15 protein-coding genes are annotated in these 14,925 nt (G+C 72.2%); 9 read left to right on the forward strand and 6 right to left on the reverse strand.

Annotation, left to right across the window (positions count from 1 at the left end; translation table 11 throughout):
* From FHP29_RS12620 to FHP29_RS12645, 6 genes are all read left to right on the forward strand, one after another.
* A partial coding sequence (locus tag FHP29_RS12620; RefSeq protein ID WP_205014058.1) for a VgrG-related protein occupies positions 1 to 1,268 on the forward strand: 1,268 nt, incomplete at its 5' end.
* Between the two features lie 22 nt (positions 1,269 to 1,290).
* Positions 1,291 to 1,575, forward strand: a complete 285-nt coding sequence (locus FHP29_RS12625) for a PAAR domain-containing protein (RefSeq protein WP_139623194.1) — start codon at positions 1,291 to 1,293, stop codon at positions 1,573 to 1,575.
* A gap of 3 nt (positions 1,576 to 1,578) precedes the next feature.
* The gene (locus tag FHP29_RS12630; protein ID WP_139623195.1) at positions 1,579 to 1,986 is read left to right on the forward strand and encodes a GPW/gp25 family protein; all 408 of its coding nucleotides are present in this window, start codon (positions 1,579 to 1,581) and stop codon (positions 1,984 to 1,986) included.
* Position 1,987: 1 nt separating this feature from the next.
* Entirely contained in the window at positions 1,988 to 3,940 is a 1,953-nt protein-coding gene (locus FHP29_RS12635; RefSeq protein WP_139623196.1) for a putative baseplate assembly protein, read from the forward strand.
* On the forward strand, positions 3,933 to 4,499 hold the full coding sequence (locus tag FHP29_RS12640) for a phage tail protein I (protein ID WP_139623197.1): 567 nt from the start codon (positions 3,933 to 3,935) through the stop codon (positions 4,497 to 4,499). Before FHP29_RS12635 ends, FHP29_RS12640 begins: the two co-directional genes overlap by 8 nt.
* Positions 4,496 to 5,704, forward strand: coding sequence for an NADase-type glycan-binding domain-containing protein (locus FHP29_RS12645; RefSeq protein WP_139623198.1), 1,209 nt, complete (start codon positions 4,496 to 4,498; stop codon positions 5,702 to 5,704). Before FHP29_RS12640 ends, FHP29_RS12645 begins: the two co-directional genes overlap by 4 nt.
* On the opposite strand, the gene FHP29_RS12650 is transcribed toward FHP29_RS12645, so the two are convergent.
* The 4 genes from FHP29_RS12650 to FHP29_RS12665 all read right to left on the reverse strand — a co-directional run bounded on the left by FHP29_RS12650 (position 5,691) and on the right by FHP29_RS12665 (position 10,420).
* The gene (locus FHP29_RS12650; RefSeq protein ID WP_139623199.1) at positions 5,691 to 6,359 is read right to left on the reverse strand and encodes a hypothetical protein; all 669 of its coding nucleotides are present in this window, start codon (positions 6,357 to 6,359) and stop codon (positions 5,691 to 5,693) included. The genes FHP29_RS12645 and FHP29_RS12650 overlap by 14 nt on opposite strands.
* Positions 6,356 to 8,377, reverse strand: a complete 2,022-nt coding sequence (locus FHP29_RS12655) for a hypothetical protein (protein ID WP_139623200.1) — start codon at positions 8,375 to 8,377, stop codon at positions 6,356 to 6,358. Before FHP29_RS12655 ends, FHP29_RS12650 begins: the two co-directional genes overlap by 4 nt.
* 131 nt (positions 8,378 to 8,508) lie before the next feature.
* Positions 8,509 to 9,612, reverse strand: coding sequence for a YkgJ family cysteine cluster protein (locus tag FHP29_RS12660; protein ID WP_139623201.1), 1,104 nt, complete (start codon positions 9,610 to 9,612; stop codon positions 8,509 to 8,511).
* 136 nt (positions 9,613 to 9,748) lie between these two features.
* The gene (locus tag FHP29_RS12665; RefSeq protein WP_139623202.1) at positions 9,749 to 10,420 is read right to left on the reverse strand and encodes a hypothetical protein; all 672 of its coding nucleotides are present in this window, start codon (positions 10,418 to 10,420) and stop codon (positions 9,749 to 9,751) included.
* A 41-nt stretch (positions 10,421 to 10,461) separates the two neighbouring features.
* Here FHP29_RS12665 and FHP29_RS12670 point away from each other — a divergent pair, with 41 nt between their 5' ends.
* The 3 genes from FHP29_RS12670 to FHP29_RS12680 all read left to right on the forward strand — a co-directional run bounded on the left by FHP29_RS12670 (position 10,462) and on the right by FHP29_RS12680 (position 13,634).
* Positions 10,462 to 11,781 (forward strand): M20/M25/M40 family metallo-hydrolase, encoded by a 1,320-nt coding sequence (locus FHP29_RS12670; protein WP_139623203.1) that lies wholly within the window; start codon positions 10,462 to 10,464, stop codon positions 11,779 to 11,781.
* A 96-nt stretch (positions 11,782 to 11,877) separates the two neighbouring features.
* Positions 11,878 to 12,426 (forward strand): PAS domain-containing protein, encoded by a 549-nt coding sequence (locus FHP29_RS12675; RefSeq protein WP_139623204.1) that lies wholly within the window; start codon positions 11,878 to 11,880, stop codon positions 12,424 to 12,426.
* Positions 12,423 to 13,634 (forward strand): methyl-accepting chemotaxis protein, encoded by a 1,212-nt coding sequence (locus FHP29_RS12680; RefSeq protein ID WP_139623205.1) that lies wholly within the window; start codon positions 12,423 to 12,425, stop codon positions 13,632 to 13,634. The genes FHP29_RS12675 and FHP29_RS12680 overlap by 4 nt, the downstream gene beginning before the upstream one ends.
* A gap of 17 nt (positions 13,635 to 13,651) precedes the next feature.
* Here the strand turns inward: FHP29_RS12680 and FHP29_RS12685 are convergent, their stop codons facing one another.
* Positions 13,652 to 13,885 carry a DUF5703 family protein gene (locus FHP29_RS12685; protein WP_420813417.1) on the reverse strand — a complete coding sequence of 78 codons (234 nt, stop codon included), beginning with the start codon at positions 13,883 to 13,885 and terminating at the stop codon, positions 13,652 to 13,654.
* Positions 13,882 to 14,832: an aldo/keto reductase gene (locus FHP29_RS12690; protein WP_139623206.1), complete on the reverse strand. Its 951-nt coding sequence runs from the start codon at positions 14,830 to 14,832 to the stop codon at positions 13,882 to 13,884. Before FHP29_RS12690 ends, FHP29_RS12685 begins: the two co-directional genes overlap by 4 nt.
* Positions 14,833 to 14,925: the final 93 nt, after the last annotated feature.

A 14,925-nucleotide genomic window follows, 5' to 3' on the forward strand; every position in this document is an offset into this window, starting at 1 on the left:
AGAACGACCGGATCATCCGGATGGCCGAGGGGCGGCTCGAGTTCGTCGCCCGTTCGCCGGCGTCGGGCGCACCGGCCTCGAAGCAGGCCCGCGAGGACCCGATGGTGTTGGAGCGCGGAGTCAACCTGATCAACCTGCGCGGCACCATGACCGCGGACGGTCAGGTGCCGCGGGTCGAGGTCCGCGGCTGGGACCCGGTTCACAAACGGGAGGTGACGGCGACCGAGCCGGCCACGACCGCCAGCGCCCAGCCCGACTCGGGACTGTCCCCCTCCACCCTCGCGGGGAAGTTCAACGCGACGCCCTACGTCCTGGGCCGGGTGGACATCCGCGCGCAGCATCAGGCGAAGGCGGTCGCAGCAGCCCTCGCCGACCACATCGCGGGCGGATTCTCCGAGCTGGACGGTACGGCGCGCGGCAACCCGAAGCTGCGTGCCGGGGCAGCCGTCTCCCTGACCGGCGTCGGCCAGGCATTCACCGGGAAGTACGTGCTGACCGCCACGCGCCACGAGTTCTCGAGGGAGTTCGGCTACCGCACCCACTTCACCGCCAGCAACGCCTCCGAGCGCTCGCTGTTCGGCACCGCCAGCCCGACGACGCACCCGCGCGCCCAGGTCGCCGGGGTGGTCCCGGCGCTGGTGACGAACGTCCGCGATCCCGACAACCACGGCCGCGTCAAGATCAAGCTCCCCTGGCTGGCCGACTCCTACGAGTCGTGGTGGGCGCGGACCGTGCAGCCGGGTGCCGGCAAGGACCGAGGCAGCCTCGTGCTGCCCGAGATCGGCGACGAAGTGCTGGTGGCCTTCGGGCAGGGCGACCTCGGCGACCCCTACATCCTCGGCGGGCTCTACAACGGCGTCGATCCGCCGCAGGGCGGCTGGGCGGCCAACATCGACAGCACCGACGGCAAGATCGTCCGGCGCGGATTCGTCGGCCGCACCGGCATGCGCGTCGAGCTCCTCGAGAAGGCCGGTCAGGAATCGCTGCAGATCAGCACCAACGCCGGCGCCCAGCGGATCACGCTCAACCAGACGGCCAAGGGGATCGAGATCCTCTCCGAGGGCCCCTGCACGGTGAAGGCGAAGCAGAACGTCGAGGTGAGCACCGGCGCCGGCAACATCACGCTCAAGGGCGTCAACGTCACGGTCGAGGCGAAGGGGAGCCTCGAGCTCAAAGGCACCAACGTCAAGGTCACGGCGCAGGCCGCCGCGGAGCTCGGCTCCTCCGGCATCACCTCCGTCAAGGGCTCGATGGTGAAGATCAACTGATGCGCGGACGGGAGGAGTGCTGATGTCGTTCGCGGCAAGGGTCGGGGACCTGACGCCCCATCCGGGCGTGATCACGGGACCGGGCTGTCCGACGGTGCTCATCGGCGGGCTGCCGGCAGCGGTCCTGGGCGACCTGCACACCTGCTCCTTCCCGCCCCCCGCCGGTCCGCATCCGCCGTCGCCGATCGTCAAGGGCTCGGCGACCGTCCTGATCGGCGGCAAGCCGGCGGCCCGGGTCGGCGACCTCACGGGCTGCGGCGCCGCGATCCTGCCGCCCGGCTGCCCGACCGTGATGATCGGGGGCTGAGCCATGGGGGAGGAGTTCGTCGGATCCGGCTGGGCCTTCCCGCTGCGGTCCGCCCCGACCGGCCGGATCGCGCTGGTCAGCGGCACCCGCGAGATCGAGGAGAGCATCCGGCTGATCCTGATGACCGCACCGGGCGAGCGCCCGATGCGACCGGAGTTCGGCTGTGCCGTGCACGACTACGTCTACGCGCCCGCGGACGCATCGACGGCCGGAGACATCGCCTACGCCGTCCGGGTCGCGATCACGCGATGGGAGCCCCGCGTCGACCTCGAGGCGGTCACCGTCCGCTTCGACGCGGTCGACCGCGGCGTGCTCTACGTCGACGTCGAGTACGTCGTCCGCGGCACGAACGATCCACGCAACCTGGTCTTCCCGTTCTATGTGATCCCCCCGCACGAAGAGTTGGTGTGACATGTCGCTGCCGATCCCCAACCTCGACGACCGCCGCTTCCAGGACCTGGTGGACGACGCCAAGCGGATGGTCCAGCAGCGCTGCGCCGAGTGGACCGACCACAACGTGTCGGACCCCGGAGTGACGCTGATCGAGACCTTCGCCTTCATGACCGACGAGCTGCTCTACCGGCTCAATCGGGTGCCCGACCGGATGTATGTGACCTTCCTCGACCTCCTCGGCGTCACGCTGCACCCGCCGACGCCCGCCCGAGTCGACGTCACGGCGTGGCTGTCGGCGCCGCCGGAGGAGACGGTCGCCCTCCCCGCCGGCGCGGAGGTCGCGACACTGCGCACGGAGCGGGACAACGCCGTCGTCTTCGGTACGACGCGCGACCTCGCCATGCCGCCGCGCGAGCTGCGTCACGTCTTCGTGCAGGCCGCCGACGGCGAGCCGGTCTCTCGTGACAGCGAGCTGAGCCTGGGGACGGAGTTCCCGTGCTTCGCCGAGCAGCCGGCGTACGACGACGCGCTCCTGCTCGGGCTCGACGACGCCGCCCCGTCGTGCGCCGTCGCGTTCCGCTTCAGCTGCCAGGTGCAGGGCGTCGGCGTCGACCCCACCGCCCCTCCGCTGGCGTGGGAGGCGTGGGACGGAGCGGCGTGGATCGGTTGCGAGGTCGACCGCGACGACACCGGCGGCCTCAACCGCGAAGGCGACGTCATCGTGCACCTCCCGCGCACCCACACCGCGTCGCTCATCGCCAACCAGCGGGCCGGGTGGGTCCGTTGCCGAGCGGTGCCGGCCATCGAGGGATACCCCTTCTACAGCTCCAGCCCCACGATCTCCAGCGCCGTCGCCTTCACCGTCGGCGGCACGGTCGAGGCGGTGCACGCCGAGGTGATCGAGGACGAGGTGCTCGGCATGTCCGAGGGCGTGCCCGGACAGGTCTTCCGGCTGGCGCACGGCCCGGTGGTCTCCGACGGCCGGGAGCTCGGCCTCGAGGTGGCCGCGGGCGGGGGCTGGGAGCGCTGGCGCGAGGTGGACTCCTTCGCCGGGTGCGACGCCGACGACTCCGTGTTCCGGGTCGATCGTGCCACCGGCGACGTGCAGTTCGGGCCGGCGGTCCGCGAGCCCGAGGGCGGCCTGCGGATGTACGGCGCGGTGCCGGCCAAGGGCGCACCGCTGCGCGTGCGGTCGTATCGGGTCGGTGGTGGGCCGACCGGCAACGTCTCGGCCGGTCTCGTGCGCGTGCTGCGCACCACCGTGCCGGGGATCGACCGGGTCGAGAACCGTCGCGCCGCCATCGGCGGCGTCGCCGCCGAGACGGTCGAGGAGGCCAAGCTGCGGGGCCCGCTGGCGCTGCGCACCCGCGACCGCGCCGTCACGGCCGAGGACTACGACCAGCTCGCGCGGTCGGCGGCGCCCCAGGTCGCGAGGGTCCGGACAGTGCCGGCCAGCTCGGCCGAGGAGGCAGGCGGGGTCCGCGTGCTGCTGGTCCCGGCAGCACCCGCGGACGCCGACGGCAGGCTGCGCTTCGAGGACCTCGTACCCACCCCGGAGACACTGCAGGCCGTCACGGACTTCATCGAGGAGCGCCGTACGGTCGGCGCACGCGTGGTCGTGGAGCCGCCGTTCTACCAGGGGGTGACGGTGGTGGCGACACTCGTCGCGCGGCTCCGCGCGGTGCCCGAGGAGCTGCAGCGCGAGGCACTGCTCGCCCTCAACCGCTACTACAGCCCTCTCGCGGGCGGACCCGACGGCACCGGCTGGCCCTTCGGCCGACCGGTCCAGGCGGGTGAGGTGTACGCCGTACTCCAACGTCTCGCCGGAACCGAGCTGGTCGAGGACGTGGCGCTCTTCGGCGCCGACCCGATCACCGGCAAGCGCGGCCAGGCGACCCAGCGCATCGACTTGGACCGCAACGCACTGACGTTCTCCTTCGACCACCGGATCCGAGTGGTCAGCGGTGGATGAGACACGCACCTCCCGGGGGCAGATCCCCGGGCTCGACAGCCCGGTGCCGGTGCTCCACCGGCTTCCCGGAGTGTTGCAGGACGACGAGTTCCTGCAGCGGTTCGTGCGCGCCTTCGACGATGGCTACGCGCCGATCTTCGCGACCCTCGACTCGCTGTGGTCCTACTTCGACCCGCATCTCGCGCCGGAGGACTTCCTGGCCTTCCTGGCCGCCTGGGTCGGCGTCGAGCTGGACGACTCCTGGGACCTGGCGCAGCGCCGGGCCGTGATCGCCCGCGCCGCGCAGGTGCACCGTCGCCGAGGGACCGCGCGCGGCATCCAGGAGGCCCTGTCGCTCGGCCTCGGCGTGGAGGTCGAGGTCCGGGACTCCGGCGGGTGCGTGTGGTCCCAGCGGCCGGACGGCGACCTGCCGGGCGTCGCCCAGCCGCACGTCGCGGTCCGGATCCGGGCCGCCGATCCGGCGAGCGTCGACACTCGCCGGGTGGACGCCCTGCTGGAGGCCACCAAGCCCGCGCACGTCGCGCACTCCTTCGTCGTCAACAAGGAAGGCAAGCCATGAACCGGGTGTGTCCCGACTGCGGTGCGGCGCTGGATGCCGACGAGCAGTTCTGCGGCAACTGTGGCTGCTACCTCCAGTGGAGCGCAGCATCGGAGCCCGAGCCTGCGCCCGAGCCTGCGCCGGTGGCTGTGGAGGCGGCCGTGGAGGCGGCGCCGCCGCCGACGCCTCCACGACGGGGACGCCCCCAGCCCGCCTCCCCACCCCGTCTCGACCGCAGGGGTACGGCGGAACGGCCGCCCGCGCCCGTGCCGCCGCCGCCTCCGGTGACGGGAGGTGGTGACGGGTCCGGTGCTGGGCCTGCGGCGCCGAGCGTCGCGGAGGCGCTGGTCGTCCCCGTCGACCAGCAGCCGGCCGCCCCGCAGCCCGGACTCCAGCAGCCCGGCGCGCAGCAGCCCGGTCGGCCGCGCCCGCAGCCGAGGTCGCGGGCCTCCCAGCCGCCGCCGGAGCCGCTCAACCCCGGCGACCTCGTCTGCGGCGACTGCGGCGCGGGCAACAAGGCGACCCGCATGTTCTGCCGTCGGTGCGGTCACACCCTCGCCGAGGCCGAGGTCGTGAGGATCCCGTGGTGGCGGCGGATCCTCCGTCGACGGAAGCGGACGACGGCAGCCGGCAGCCGACCCACCGTGCATGCCCTACGCCGGGCGCCGAGCCCGGCGCGCCTGATCGGCACCGTGGTGGCGCTGGGCGCGCTCGGCATCGGCGGGTTCCTGCTGCGCGACGTGGTCATCGGCGCCGTCGACACCGTGCGCGACCGGGTCTCCGGGGTGGAGCCGCAGGTGCCCGGCAAGATCTCGGCGTCCAGCAGCCAACCCGGTCACGGCGCCCGGCTCGCACGGGACGGCACGCCGAACAAGTACTGGGCGCCGGCGTCCACGGGCGCGGGCGCGGGGGAGTATCTCGAGGTCCACTTCGACAGTCCGGTCCGGTTGGTCTACCTGCTCGTCACGCCCGGGGTGTCGTCGTCGGACGAGGAGGCATTCCTCGCCCAGGGGCGGCCGAAGGAGCTGCGCATCGTCGTCGACCGCGAGGGCGACTCGACGGCGCTGCACGTCGCGCACCTCGAGGACAAGCGTGGCCCGGCCCGCATCGACCTCGGGGACAGCAAGGTCACCAGGGTGCGGATCGAGATCCGGAAGGCCTACGCCGGGTCGGCGGCCGAGAGCCGCACGGCGATCGGCGAGCTGGAGTTCTTCACCCGGAAGTGACCCTGGCCGCGATCGACAGCGGGGCACGTCCGTCGACACGCAGCGACCCGGTGAGAGCCTGACCGTCCGGGCCGAGGCGGCGGCCGTGGAGGACGCCCGTCGCCCGTGTCCCTGGCGGGAGGGGGAGCGGCGTGCCGAGATAGCCGACCACCTCGGCCTCCTCGGTGATGAAGACGACCGTCTCCTCGGAGGTCAGCGCGTCGTCGCGCAGCGTGGCCTCGAGGGCGACCGAGCCGCTGGAGGCGATCGAGAGCAGCACCGGGGCGTCGTCGGCCGCCTGGGTCGCGGTGAGTCGCACCACCGCCAGCGGCGTCGTCGCCGACTCGGTGCACTCGGCGAGCAGGACGCGCAGTGCCGAGCCCACCTCATCGGGATCTCCCCACAGCCCGCGGCGCGAGGTGGCGCCGGACGCCGTCCACGCCCCGGCGGCCGGTGGCCTCGGGAGCGCCGCGTCGGGCCACGCCGCCGCGGCGAGCCGGGTCGCCGTGCCGGCGACGGCGGGGTCGAGTGCGCCCTGCCACCAGCCCAGGCGTACGTCGGCGCTCGGCCCGGTCGGCCGCCCGGTCGCGCGGGTGACGGTGCCGTCGTCGGCGAGCTCGACGACGTCGTACGTCGCCGACGGCGTCGCGAACGTGAAGGTCAAGATGGTGCTCATCGGCTCACCTTGGCAGTGAAGCTCTCCTCGTCGGCGTGTTTCAGCTTGGAGTTGAACTGGTCGACGACCGGCTGGATGAGGTCGGAGCGGAAGCCGGCCTTCGACACGTCGTTGGCGCTCATGATCGAGCTGCTGCTGTGCCGCACGTCCATCCCGGCGCTGCCGGCGCCCGGTGTGATCTCGCCGGCCGAGTCGTACTTGCCGGGCGCCTGCTGCGAGGTCAGCATCGTGTGCAGCTTGGTGGCGAGCGCGGTGACGTTGGGATCGGCGGGCGACTTGGCGGCGAGGGCGCCGGCCTTCATGCCGAGGACGCCGGCGACCTCCGTCTCGATCTGGCTCTTCAGGCCCATGAGCTGTGCCTCCACCTTGGCATGCACGGCGTCGTCGACGAAGGACCGGGCTGCCTTGGTGGCGCTGGCGCGCACGGTCGAGTCGACCAGCTTGAGGACCCGGAGGTAGAGCTGCCCGACTCCGAGGGTCTTGCCGAAGGCACCCGTCGCGACCGCTGCGTCGGCGGCCGCGGAGATCTGCGGTCCGACGTACGCGGCGGTGTAGACCGAGTCCAGGCCCTTGCCCGGCGTCTCCCACTGCTTCGGAATGTCGGCGAGCTGGCCGAGCAGCGTGCTCGACGGGGCGATCTTCGGGGTCGGTGCGCCGCCACCGATCACGGTGTCCGCGATCCCGGCCGCGGCCGCCTTTCCGGCTCCCGTGCTGCCGTAGGTGCTGACGTTCGAGCTGACCTCGGTGCCGATGGTGAGGCTGGAGCCGTCGGCGCCGGTCGTGGAGAAGGCCGCGCTCATGGCGGCCTGCCAGTCCAGGAACTCGCCGAGGACGACGCTCTCGACGTACTTCACGGAGGTGCTGGCGAGGGCGTCGCTCGCCCGCGTCACGTTGGAGAGGTTCTCCCCGGTCTCGAAGGCGACGATGGCCGGCAGTTGGCGCTTGAGGCCGGGCGACTTCAGCGCCGGCTCGATCTGCTTCACCAGTCCTGCGCGCAGTCCGGCGTCGGCCCACGCGCTGCGGACCGCGCCGGTGAGCTGCTTCCTCAGCAGCGGATAGGACGTCGCGAAGGTGGCGGCGATGGCGTCGATGCCGAGCGTGAGCCGACTCTCGATCACCGGGTAGAGCGCGGCCGTGACCATGATCCGCAGGGTGTTCTGGTCGAGGGCGGCGTCGGCGTTCTTCGCGCCTCCGCCCATCTTGTGCAGCATCTGGTGGGTCTGGTCGTCGCTGCGGAAGTACTCGTCCTGGAGGCCGATCAGGTGGCCGTACTCGTGCGCGGAGATCGCGTGCAGGTCCATGTCGCCGTAGTTGGCCTTGGTGTTCATGTACCAGTGACCCGAGTCGACCGGGTGGGCGCCATCGCGATCGGCGACCGTGTCCTCGCCGTAGACGCGGATCGTCGTGTGGGTGCCCTTGGCTCCCAGTGCGAACTCCGGCTTCGCCACGAACTTCAGGGGGAGGGTCACCGGCGTCGCGGGCGGCGCGGGCGCCGACGTGCCGTCCGGCCCCGCCTGCCCCGCCTTCGGGATCGTCTTGCTGGTCAGGTCGTAGTGGTTCCACGACTTGGTGATGCTCTCGCACTGGGCCGTCGCGAAGTCGCGGCGCTTGTCGCCCGCCGGGATCTCCTTGGGGGTGCCGACGTCGGCGGCGAAGGTCGGGTCCGGCTGCTTCTGACCCTTCGCGTCGAGCAGGAGCTTGCCCGCCTTGTCGACCAGCCACCGGTTCTCTCCGCGCGGTTGGCTGACGAACTGGACCCGGACCGTGACGACCGCATGGTCCGCCGTGCGCTCGATGTCGTAGTCGATCGAGCCGCCGCCGTAGCCGGTGGCCTCGAACTGCTGCGACGCGGCCGTGGCGCCGGGACTCGACGGGTTCTCGTACAGGGTCTCGCCGGTGTCGGGGTAGCTGACCGGCACCCGTTGCAGGCGGGCGCCGGAGGGAGCCGGTCCCATGAACGTCGAGAGCCGGGAGTTGCCGACGCGTACGCCGAGCCGCTGCATCGACACCGGCGTCATCGGTCCCAGCGTGGGCCCCGCCTGCGTGGCCACGATCGGCGGTGGGGCCGGCGATGGTGCGGAAGTGGGTGTGGCGCGGGCCGGTGGACGATGGGGGACGGGCGCGGGCACCTCCTTGCGCAGGCGCTCGCTCACGACACCTCCTGACCCAGACCCGCGGCCTTGCGCCACGCGGCCTCCATCCGCGACCGGATGCCCTCCAGTGGCTCGATCTCGACGATCGTGCCTGTGGCGTCGACGGTGACCGTGTCGGTCAGGGCGCCGAAGTCCTCGAGGGTGATGCGCAGGCTCGCCGTGGGGCGGGGGGTCAGGTAGCGGTCGCGGTAGGTGCACCTCCACGCGTCGTAGTAGCGGCACAGGAGGGGGCGCTGCGGGTCGCCGTAGACACTGCACCTTCCGTCCGCCAGGTGCCGGCAACGGGTCTTGACCGCGAGTGTCCACCCGGCGTCGCTGATCAGCAGCTCGACTCCCGGGAAGCCAAGGCAGAACTGGAAGAAGTCGAGCGAGCTGCGCGACGTGGGGTGGCCCTGTGGGAACTCGACGGTCTCGCAGCACGGTGCCGAGCACGATCCGCAGGGCTCCGCGTCGTCCGCGAAGGCCAGCAGGCGCCGGTGTGCGGGTACGACGCCGTCCGGGTCGAGGACCTGGCGCTGCCACTGGGTGCGGGCTCCGTCGTCGGGGATCGCTGCCTGCTCGTCCCAGGGCTCGTCGTCGCTGAGCCCGGCGAAGGCCACCAGCAGATCGTCCCAGTCCGGGATGGCGACGATGGCGCGCTGGTCGTCGAAGCGCACGTGCTCGGCGATGAACTCCAGCCGGCTCCGGTCGATGAACATGAAGTCGTCGGTGACCGAGGCCGTCATCGACCGCCGGTACCAACATTGGAAGGGGTTGTAGTTGCGGCAGATCTGCGGCTGCTGGGCCGTCTCGTGGACCGTGCAGGTGAGCTCGGTGGGATCGAGGAAGCGGCACGGCCGGACGTAGTACGCGCTCCAGTCACCGGTCCTCGTGACGCCGAGCCGGATCCGGTCGAAGTTCAGCAGGTAGGCCGCGTAGGAGAGATCGCCCAGCGTCGCGACCCGGAAGGTGTGCACCGGGAGGTGGGTGCAGCACGGTGACGTCGAGCAGGTCGCGCAGGGCGACTCCAGCGCCTCCCCGAAGGTGAGCGGCTCCGTGCGGGGAGCGGTGACACCCGCGGCGACGCTGTGCCAGGGAATGAACGCCTGCTGGCCTGCCATGGCTCCCTCCACGTCGCGCTGGCCAACCACTCTAGGTCCGCGGGACCGGGGGCGCGGGCGGCTGAGCGCCGGGAGAACGGGCAGACCGGGCTGCCCGATCGGGCAGACCCGGTGACGACGAGGAGGTCGTCCGTCCTCACCAGGTGTGGCGTTCGACCTCGTTGCCCTCGAGGTCGTACTCGATGTAGCCGCCCTGACTGAACTCGTTGCTCGTGTACGCGGAGATCCAACCCGCCTTCGGGTCGGTGGCGTCCGGCTTGCTGATGATGAGGTAGCAGTCGCCGGGGTCGTCGACGAGGTCGCGCGTGTGTGCGCACAGGCCGTCGAGGACCTCGCCCGAGACGTCGGCGAGGTCGAACGCCTCGTCGTCGCTCGTGCCCTTCGTCCACTCGTCGAGCCCGCCGTCCCAGCGGTAGCTGATCTGCTTCACGTCACCGGGGGACACGGGCACGTCGAGGATGCCGTAGCCGGGGTAGAGGACGGCCTCGAAGACCTGTGTGCCGCCCGTCTCCTCCCTCAGGTCCACCAGCATCGCGGCGAATCCCTCCGCGGTCTGCGGCTGGTCGGGCTCGGTCGCGTTGCGGACCACCGCGAACGCTCCCCAGGCGCACCCGGCGACGAGGACACCGGCGATGCCGACGGCGACCGCTCGTGGCCCGGTACGACGGACCGTGCGCTCCTCGACGGAGCGGATCGGCTTCGGCGGCGCGGGCGGGCGGTAGGGCGCCGGTGCCTTCGACCCCGGCGCCGGCCTGTCCGGATCGGGGGTGTCGTCGGGGCGATACTGCTTCCAGTCGGGGGGAGCCACGTCCAGCACGCTAGTGCTCCGCGCCGTGCGACGATGGCGACATGGCCGAATCCAACGACCCGTCGGCAGAAGTCGTCGACCTGTGCCGCGACCTGATCCGCATCGACACGTCGAACTACGGCGGCGGCGAGAGCACCGGCGAGCGGAAGGCGGCCGAGCACGTGGCGGGGCTGCTCGACGAGGTCGGCATCGCCGCCGAGGTGATCGAGACGAGGCCCGGCCGCGCCAACGTCGTCGCCCGTTGGGGCGGCGCCGGCTCGAGGGCCACCGCGGAGCGCGGAGCGCTGTTGCTGCACGGCCACCTCGACGTCGTACCCGCGGCGGCCGAGGACTGGGCGGTGCACCCGTTCAGCGGCGAGGTGCAGGACGGCTACGTGTGGGGCCGCGGCGCGGTCGACATGAAGGACTTCGACGCGATGCTGCTCTCCGTCGTCCGCGCCCGCCAGCGGGCCGGGCGCGTCCCCGAGCGTGAGGTCGTGCTGTGCTTCACCGCCGACGAGGAGGCCGGAGGGCACGAGGGCGCCCAACTGCTCGTCGAGAACCACGCCGAGTGGTTCGAGGGCTGCACGGAGGCGGTCGGGGAGGTCGGCGGGTTCAGCACGACGGTGCGCGGGCGGCGTCTCTACCTGATCGAGGCCGCCGAGAAGGGCATGGCGTGGATGCGGCTCAGCGCCCGCGGCCGCGCGGGCCACGGCTCGATGATGAACGACGACAACGCCGTCACCCGGCTCGCGGCGGCTGTCGCGCGGATCGGCGCCCACGACTGGCCGGTCCGGCTCACCCCGACCATGCGGACCCTGCTCGCCACGGTCGGCGAGCTCGCCGGCGTCGAGGCCACCCCGGAGAACGCCCCCGCGCTGGTGGAGGAGTTCGGGGGCGCGGCGCGGATGCTCGGCGCCGTGCTGCGCAACTCGACCAACCCGACGATGCTCGAGGCCGGCTACAAGGTGAACGTCATCCCCACCGACGCCACCGCCCACGTCGACGGCCGCTTCCTGCCGGGCTTCGAGGACGAGTTCTTCGCGACCCTCGCCGAGCTGACCGGCGAGGGCGTCGACATCGACTTCGTGTCGCGGCAGGCGCCGTGGGAGACGCCGTACGACGGTGCCCTGGTCGACGCGATGACGCGCAGCCTGCTCGCGGAGGACCCCGACGCGCTGGTCGCTCCGTACCTCATGAGCGGCGGCACCGACGCCAAGCACTTCACCAAGCTCGGGATGCGCGCCTTCGGCTTCGCGCCGCTCCGGCTGCCCGACGACCTGGACTTCACCGCCCTCTTCCACGGCGTCGACGAGCGGGTGCCGGTCGACGCGCTCGAGTTCGGGGCGCGGGTGATGGATCGGTTCCTCGACGAGGCCTGAGCCCAGGCCGGACGCTGTTGGAGTCCTCAACTCGCGGAGGCCGCCGCCGATCCTTCCGTCGACCCGTCAGCCCGACGGGATGAGGGGAGTCGCACCGTGTCTCGAACCGCCATCGCGCCGACAGGCGTGGAGAAGACCTTCCATCCGGACCAGATCATCGTGTCCAAGACGGACCGGCAGGGGCGGCTGACGTACGTCAACGACCTGTTCGTCGAGATCAGCGGCTACCCGGAGTCCGACCTGATCGGCAAGCCGCACAACGTCATCCGGCATCCCGACATGCCGCGCTCGGTGTTCTGGCTGCTGTGGGACAGGATCGTGTCCGGCCAGGAGATCTTCGCCTACGTGATGAACCTCAGTGCCGACGGGAGCCACTACTGGGTCCTCGCGCACGTGACCCCCACCTTCGACACCTCGGCCAACATCGTCGGCTACCACTCCAACCGCCGGACGGCGGACGCGACGGCGCTCAGCGCCATCACCGCGCTCTATCAGCGACTCGTCGCCGAGGAGCGCCGGCACTCCAACGCGCGGGAGGCAGTCGAGGCCGGCTGCCGGCTCCTCGAGCAGGTGCTCGCCGAAGCCGGCCTGTCGTACGACGAGTACGTCTGGTCGCTCAACAACGCGACGGTGGTGGCCGCATGACCGCCGTGCTCGCCGCCGAGACCGAGACCGCCGACGCCCTGCGGGAGGACCTGGACCGCTGCCGCGCCGCGCTGCTCGCCATGACGAGCGTGTGTCGCTCCGCGGCGGCCGGCGACCTCGAGCCGCGGGTGCCCGTCCTCGGCGAGGACACCGACCTCGTCGCGGCTCGCGCCGCCGTCAACGACCTGCTGGACCGCACCGACGCCTACGTCCGGGAGTCCTCGGCATCGCTCGAGTTCGCGGCCGATGGGAAGTTCTTCCGCCGCTTCCTGGTCCGCGGCATGCTCGGCTCCTTCCGAGCCGGCGCGGTCACGATCAACACCGCGATCGGCGCCATGGCCGAGGCCAACGAGCAGCTCGCGGCCCAGGAGCGGCAGCGCCTCGAGCTCGCAGACGGGTTCGAGGAGGCTGTCCTCGGGCTCTCCGACCAGGTCGCGGCGGCCGCGGCCGAGATGGAGGCATCCTCGCGCACCCTGGCCGCCAACGCGGAGGGGACGGCGACCCGGGCGGCCCAGGTGTCAGAGAACTCCCATACCGCCGCCGACGCTGTCACCGTCGCGGCGGCCGCCGTCGAGCAACTCGTCAGCACCGTGCGGGCCATCGAGGAGCAGGCCAGCCAGTCGAACGACGCCGGCGTACGGGCGGTCGAGGAGACCCAGCAGGTGATGACGACCGTGCAGAGCCTGTCCACGGCCTCGCAGGAGATCGGGGAGGTGGTCGGCGTGATCAGCCAGGTCGCCAGCCAGACCCGGCTGCTGGCCCTCAACGCCACGATCGAGGCAGCGCGTGCGGGGGAGTACGGCAAGGGCTTCGCGGTGGTCGCCTCCGAGGTGAAGACGCTCGCCTCCGAGACGGCCGACGCCACCAGCCTGATCGAGCAGCAGGTGCACGCCATCCAGGCGGCCGCGGGCGCCGCGGTCACCGCGATCGAGACGATCGGCGCCGCCGTGCGCGGCATGGGCGACAACGTGGCCACGATCGCGGGCGCGGTCGGCGAGCAGCGTCACGCCGCGGCGGAGCTGAGCCGGACGACCTCCGAGGCTGCCGGTGCGGTCTCGGGCGTCAACGAGGACGTGACCGCCATCGGCGAGGCGACCATCGCGACCAGCACCGGCGCGACCGAGATGACGGGCGCCTCGCTCGAGCTCTCGCGGCTCTCCGCGGACCTGCGCACGCACGTGGCGGGCTTCCTGCAGCAGATCCGCTGATCTGCGGAGAGCTCCGCTCAGGCCGTGCGGACGGCCCGGATGATCTTGCGCCGCAGCACCACGCGGCGCCGGCCGTCCGGGCCGATCTGCACGCGGTCGAGCTCCCAGCCGCCGTGCTCGGCCCGCTCGACGAGGAGCTTCGCGACCGTGTTGCGGGAGAACTCGCGGTCGAAGGTGACCCGTTCGAACTCCCACTCGACGCCGCGGCCCAGACCGCGCATCACGCCGGGACGGAGCAGGGAGACGTTCACGCGGCACCTCCGGAGACGTCGTCGAGCGCCGCCCGGATCTCGGGCGGCAGGACCTTCTCCTCCGAGCCGAGCGCGCCGGCCAGTTGGGCGGCGGTGCGCGCGCCGACCACGGGCGCGGTGACGCCGGGGGAGTCGCGGACCCAGACCAGGGCCACCTCGAGCGGCGTCCAGCCCAGCCCGTCGGCGGCCCGGGCGACCGCCTCGACGATCCCGCGGCTGTGGTCGTCGAGATAGGCGTCGACGAACCCGGCGAAGACGGGCGAGGCCGCGCGGGAGTCGGACGGGGTGCCGGTGCGGTACTTGCCGGTCAGCACACCGCGGCCCAGCGGGGACCACGGGAACAGGCCGAGACCGAAGGCCTCGGCAGCCGGGAGCACCTCCCGCTCGATGCGCCGGTTGACCAGCGAGTACTCCATCTGGGTGGACGCGATCCGCGCCCGGCCGGCGACCTCCTGCAGAGTGACCGCCCGAGCGGTCTGCCACCCGTTGAAGTTCGAGATGCCGACGTACGTCGCCCGGCCGCTGCTCACCGCGAGGTCGAGGGCGCCCAGGGTCTCCTCGAGGGGGACGTCGTCGCTCCACACGTGGACCTGCCACAGGTCGACGTGGTCGGTGCCGAGCCGCTTGAGGGAGGTGTCGAGGCCGCGCAGCATCGCACCGCGCGAGGTGTCGGTGACCCGTTCCTTCCCGCGGCGCCAGATGCCCGCCTTGGTGGCGATCACGACCTCGTCACGCCGCACGACGTCCCCCAGCAGGGAGCCGAGCAGCGCCTCGGAGCGGCCGTCGGTGTAGCCGGCGGCGGTGTCGAGCGTCGTACCTCCGGCCTCGACGAACGCGGCCAGCTGGTCGCGCGCCTCGTGCTCGTCGGTGTCCTTGCCCCAGGTCATCGTGCCGAGGGCGAGGCGCGATACCTGGAGGCCGCTGGCGCCGACGTACCGCTGCTGCATGGGGCACAAGGTATCCGCCCCGCCGAGCGGGACGCGCCGGGCACGCCGATGGGCGAGGATGAGGGTCGTCACCGCGGTGTCCCTAGGATGGCG

Origin of the sequence: Nocardioides albidus (assembly GCF_006335005.1) — a bacterium.
GTDB lineage: Bacteria > Actinomycetota > Actinomycetes > Propionibacteriales > Nocardioidaceae > Nocardioides > Nocardioides albidus.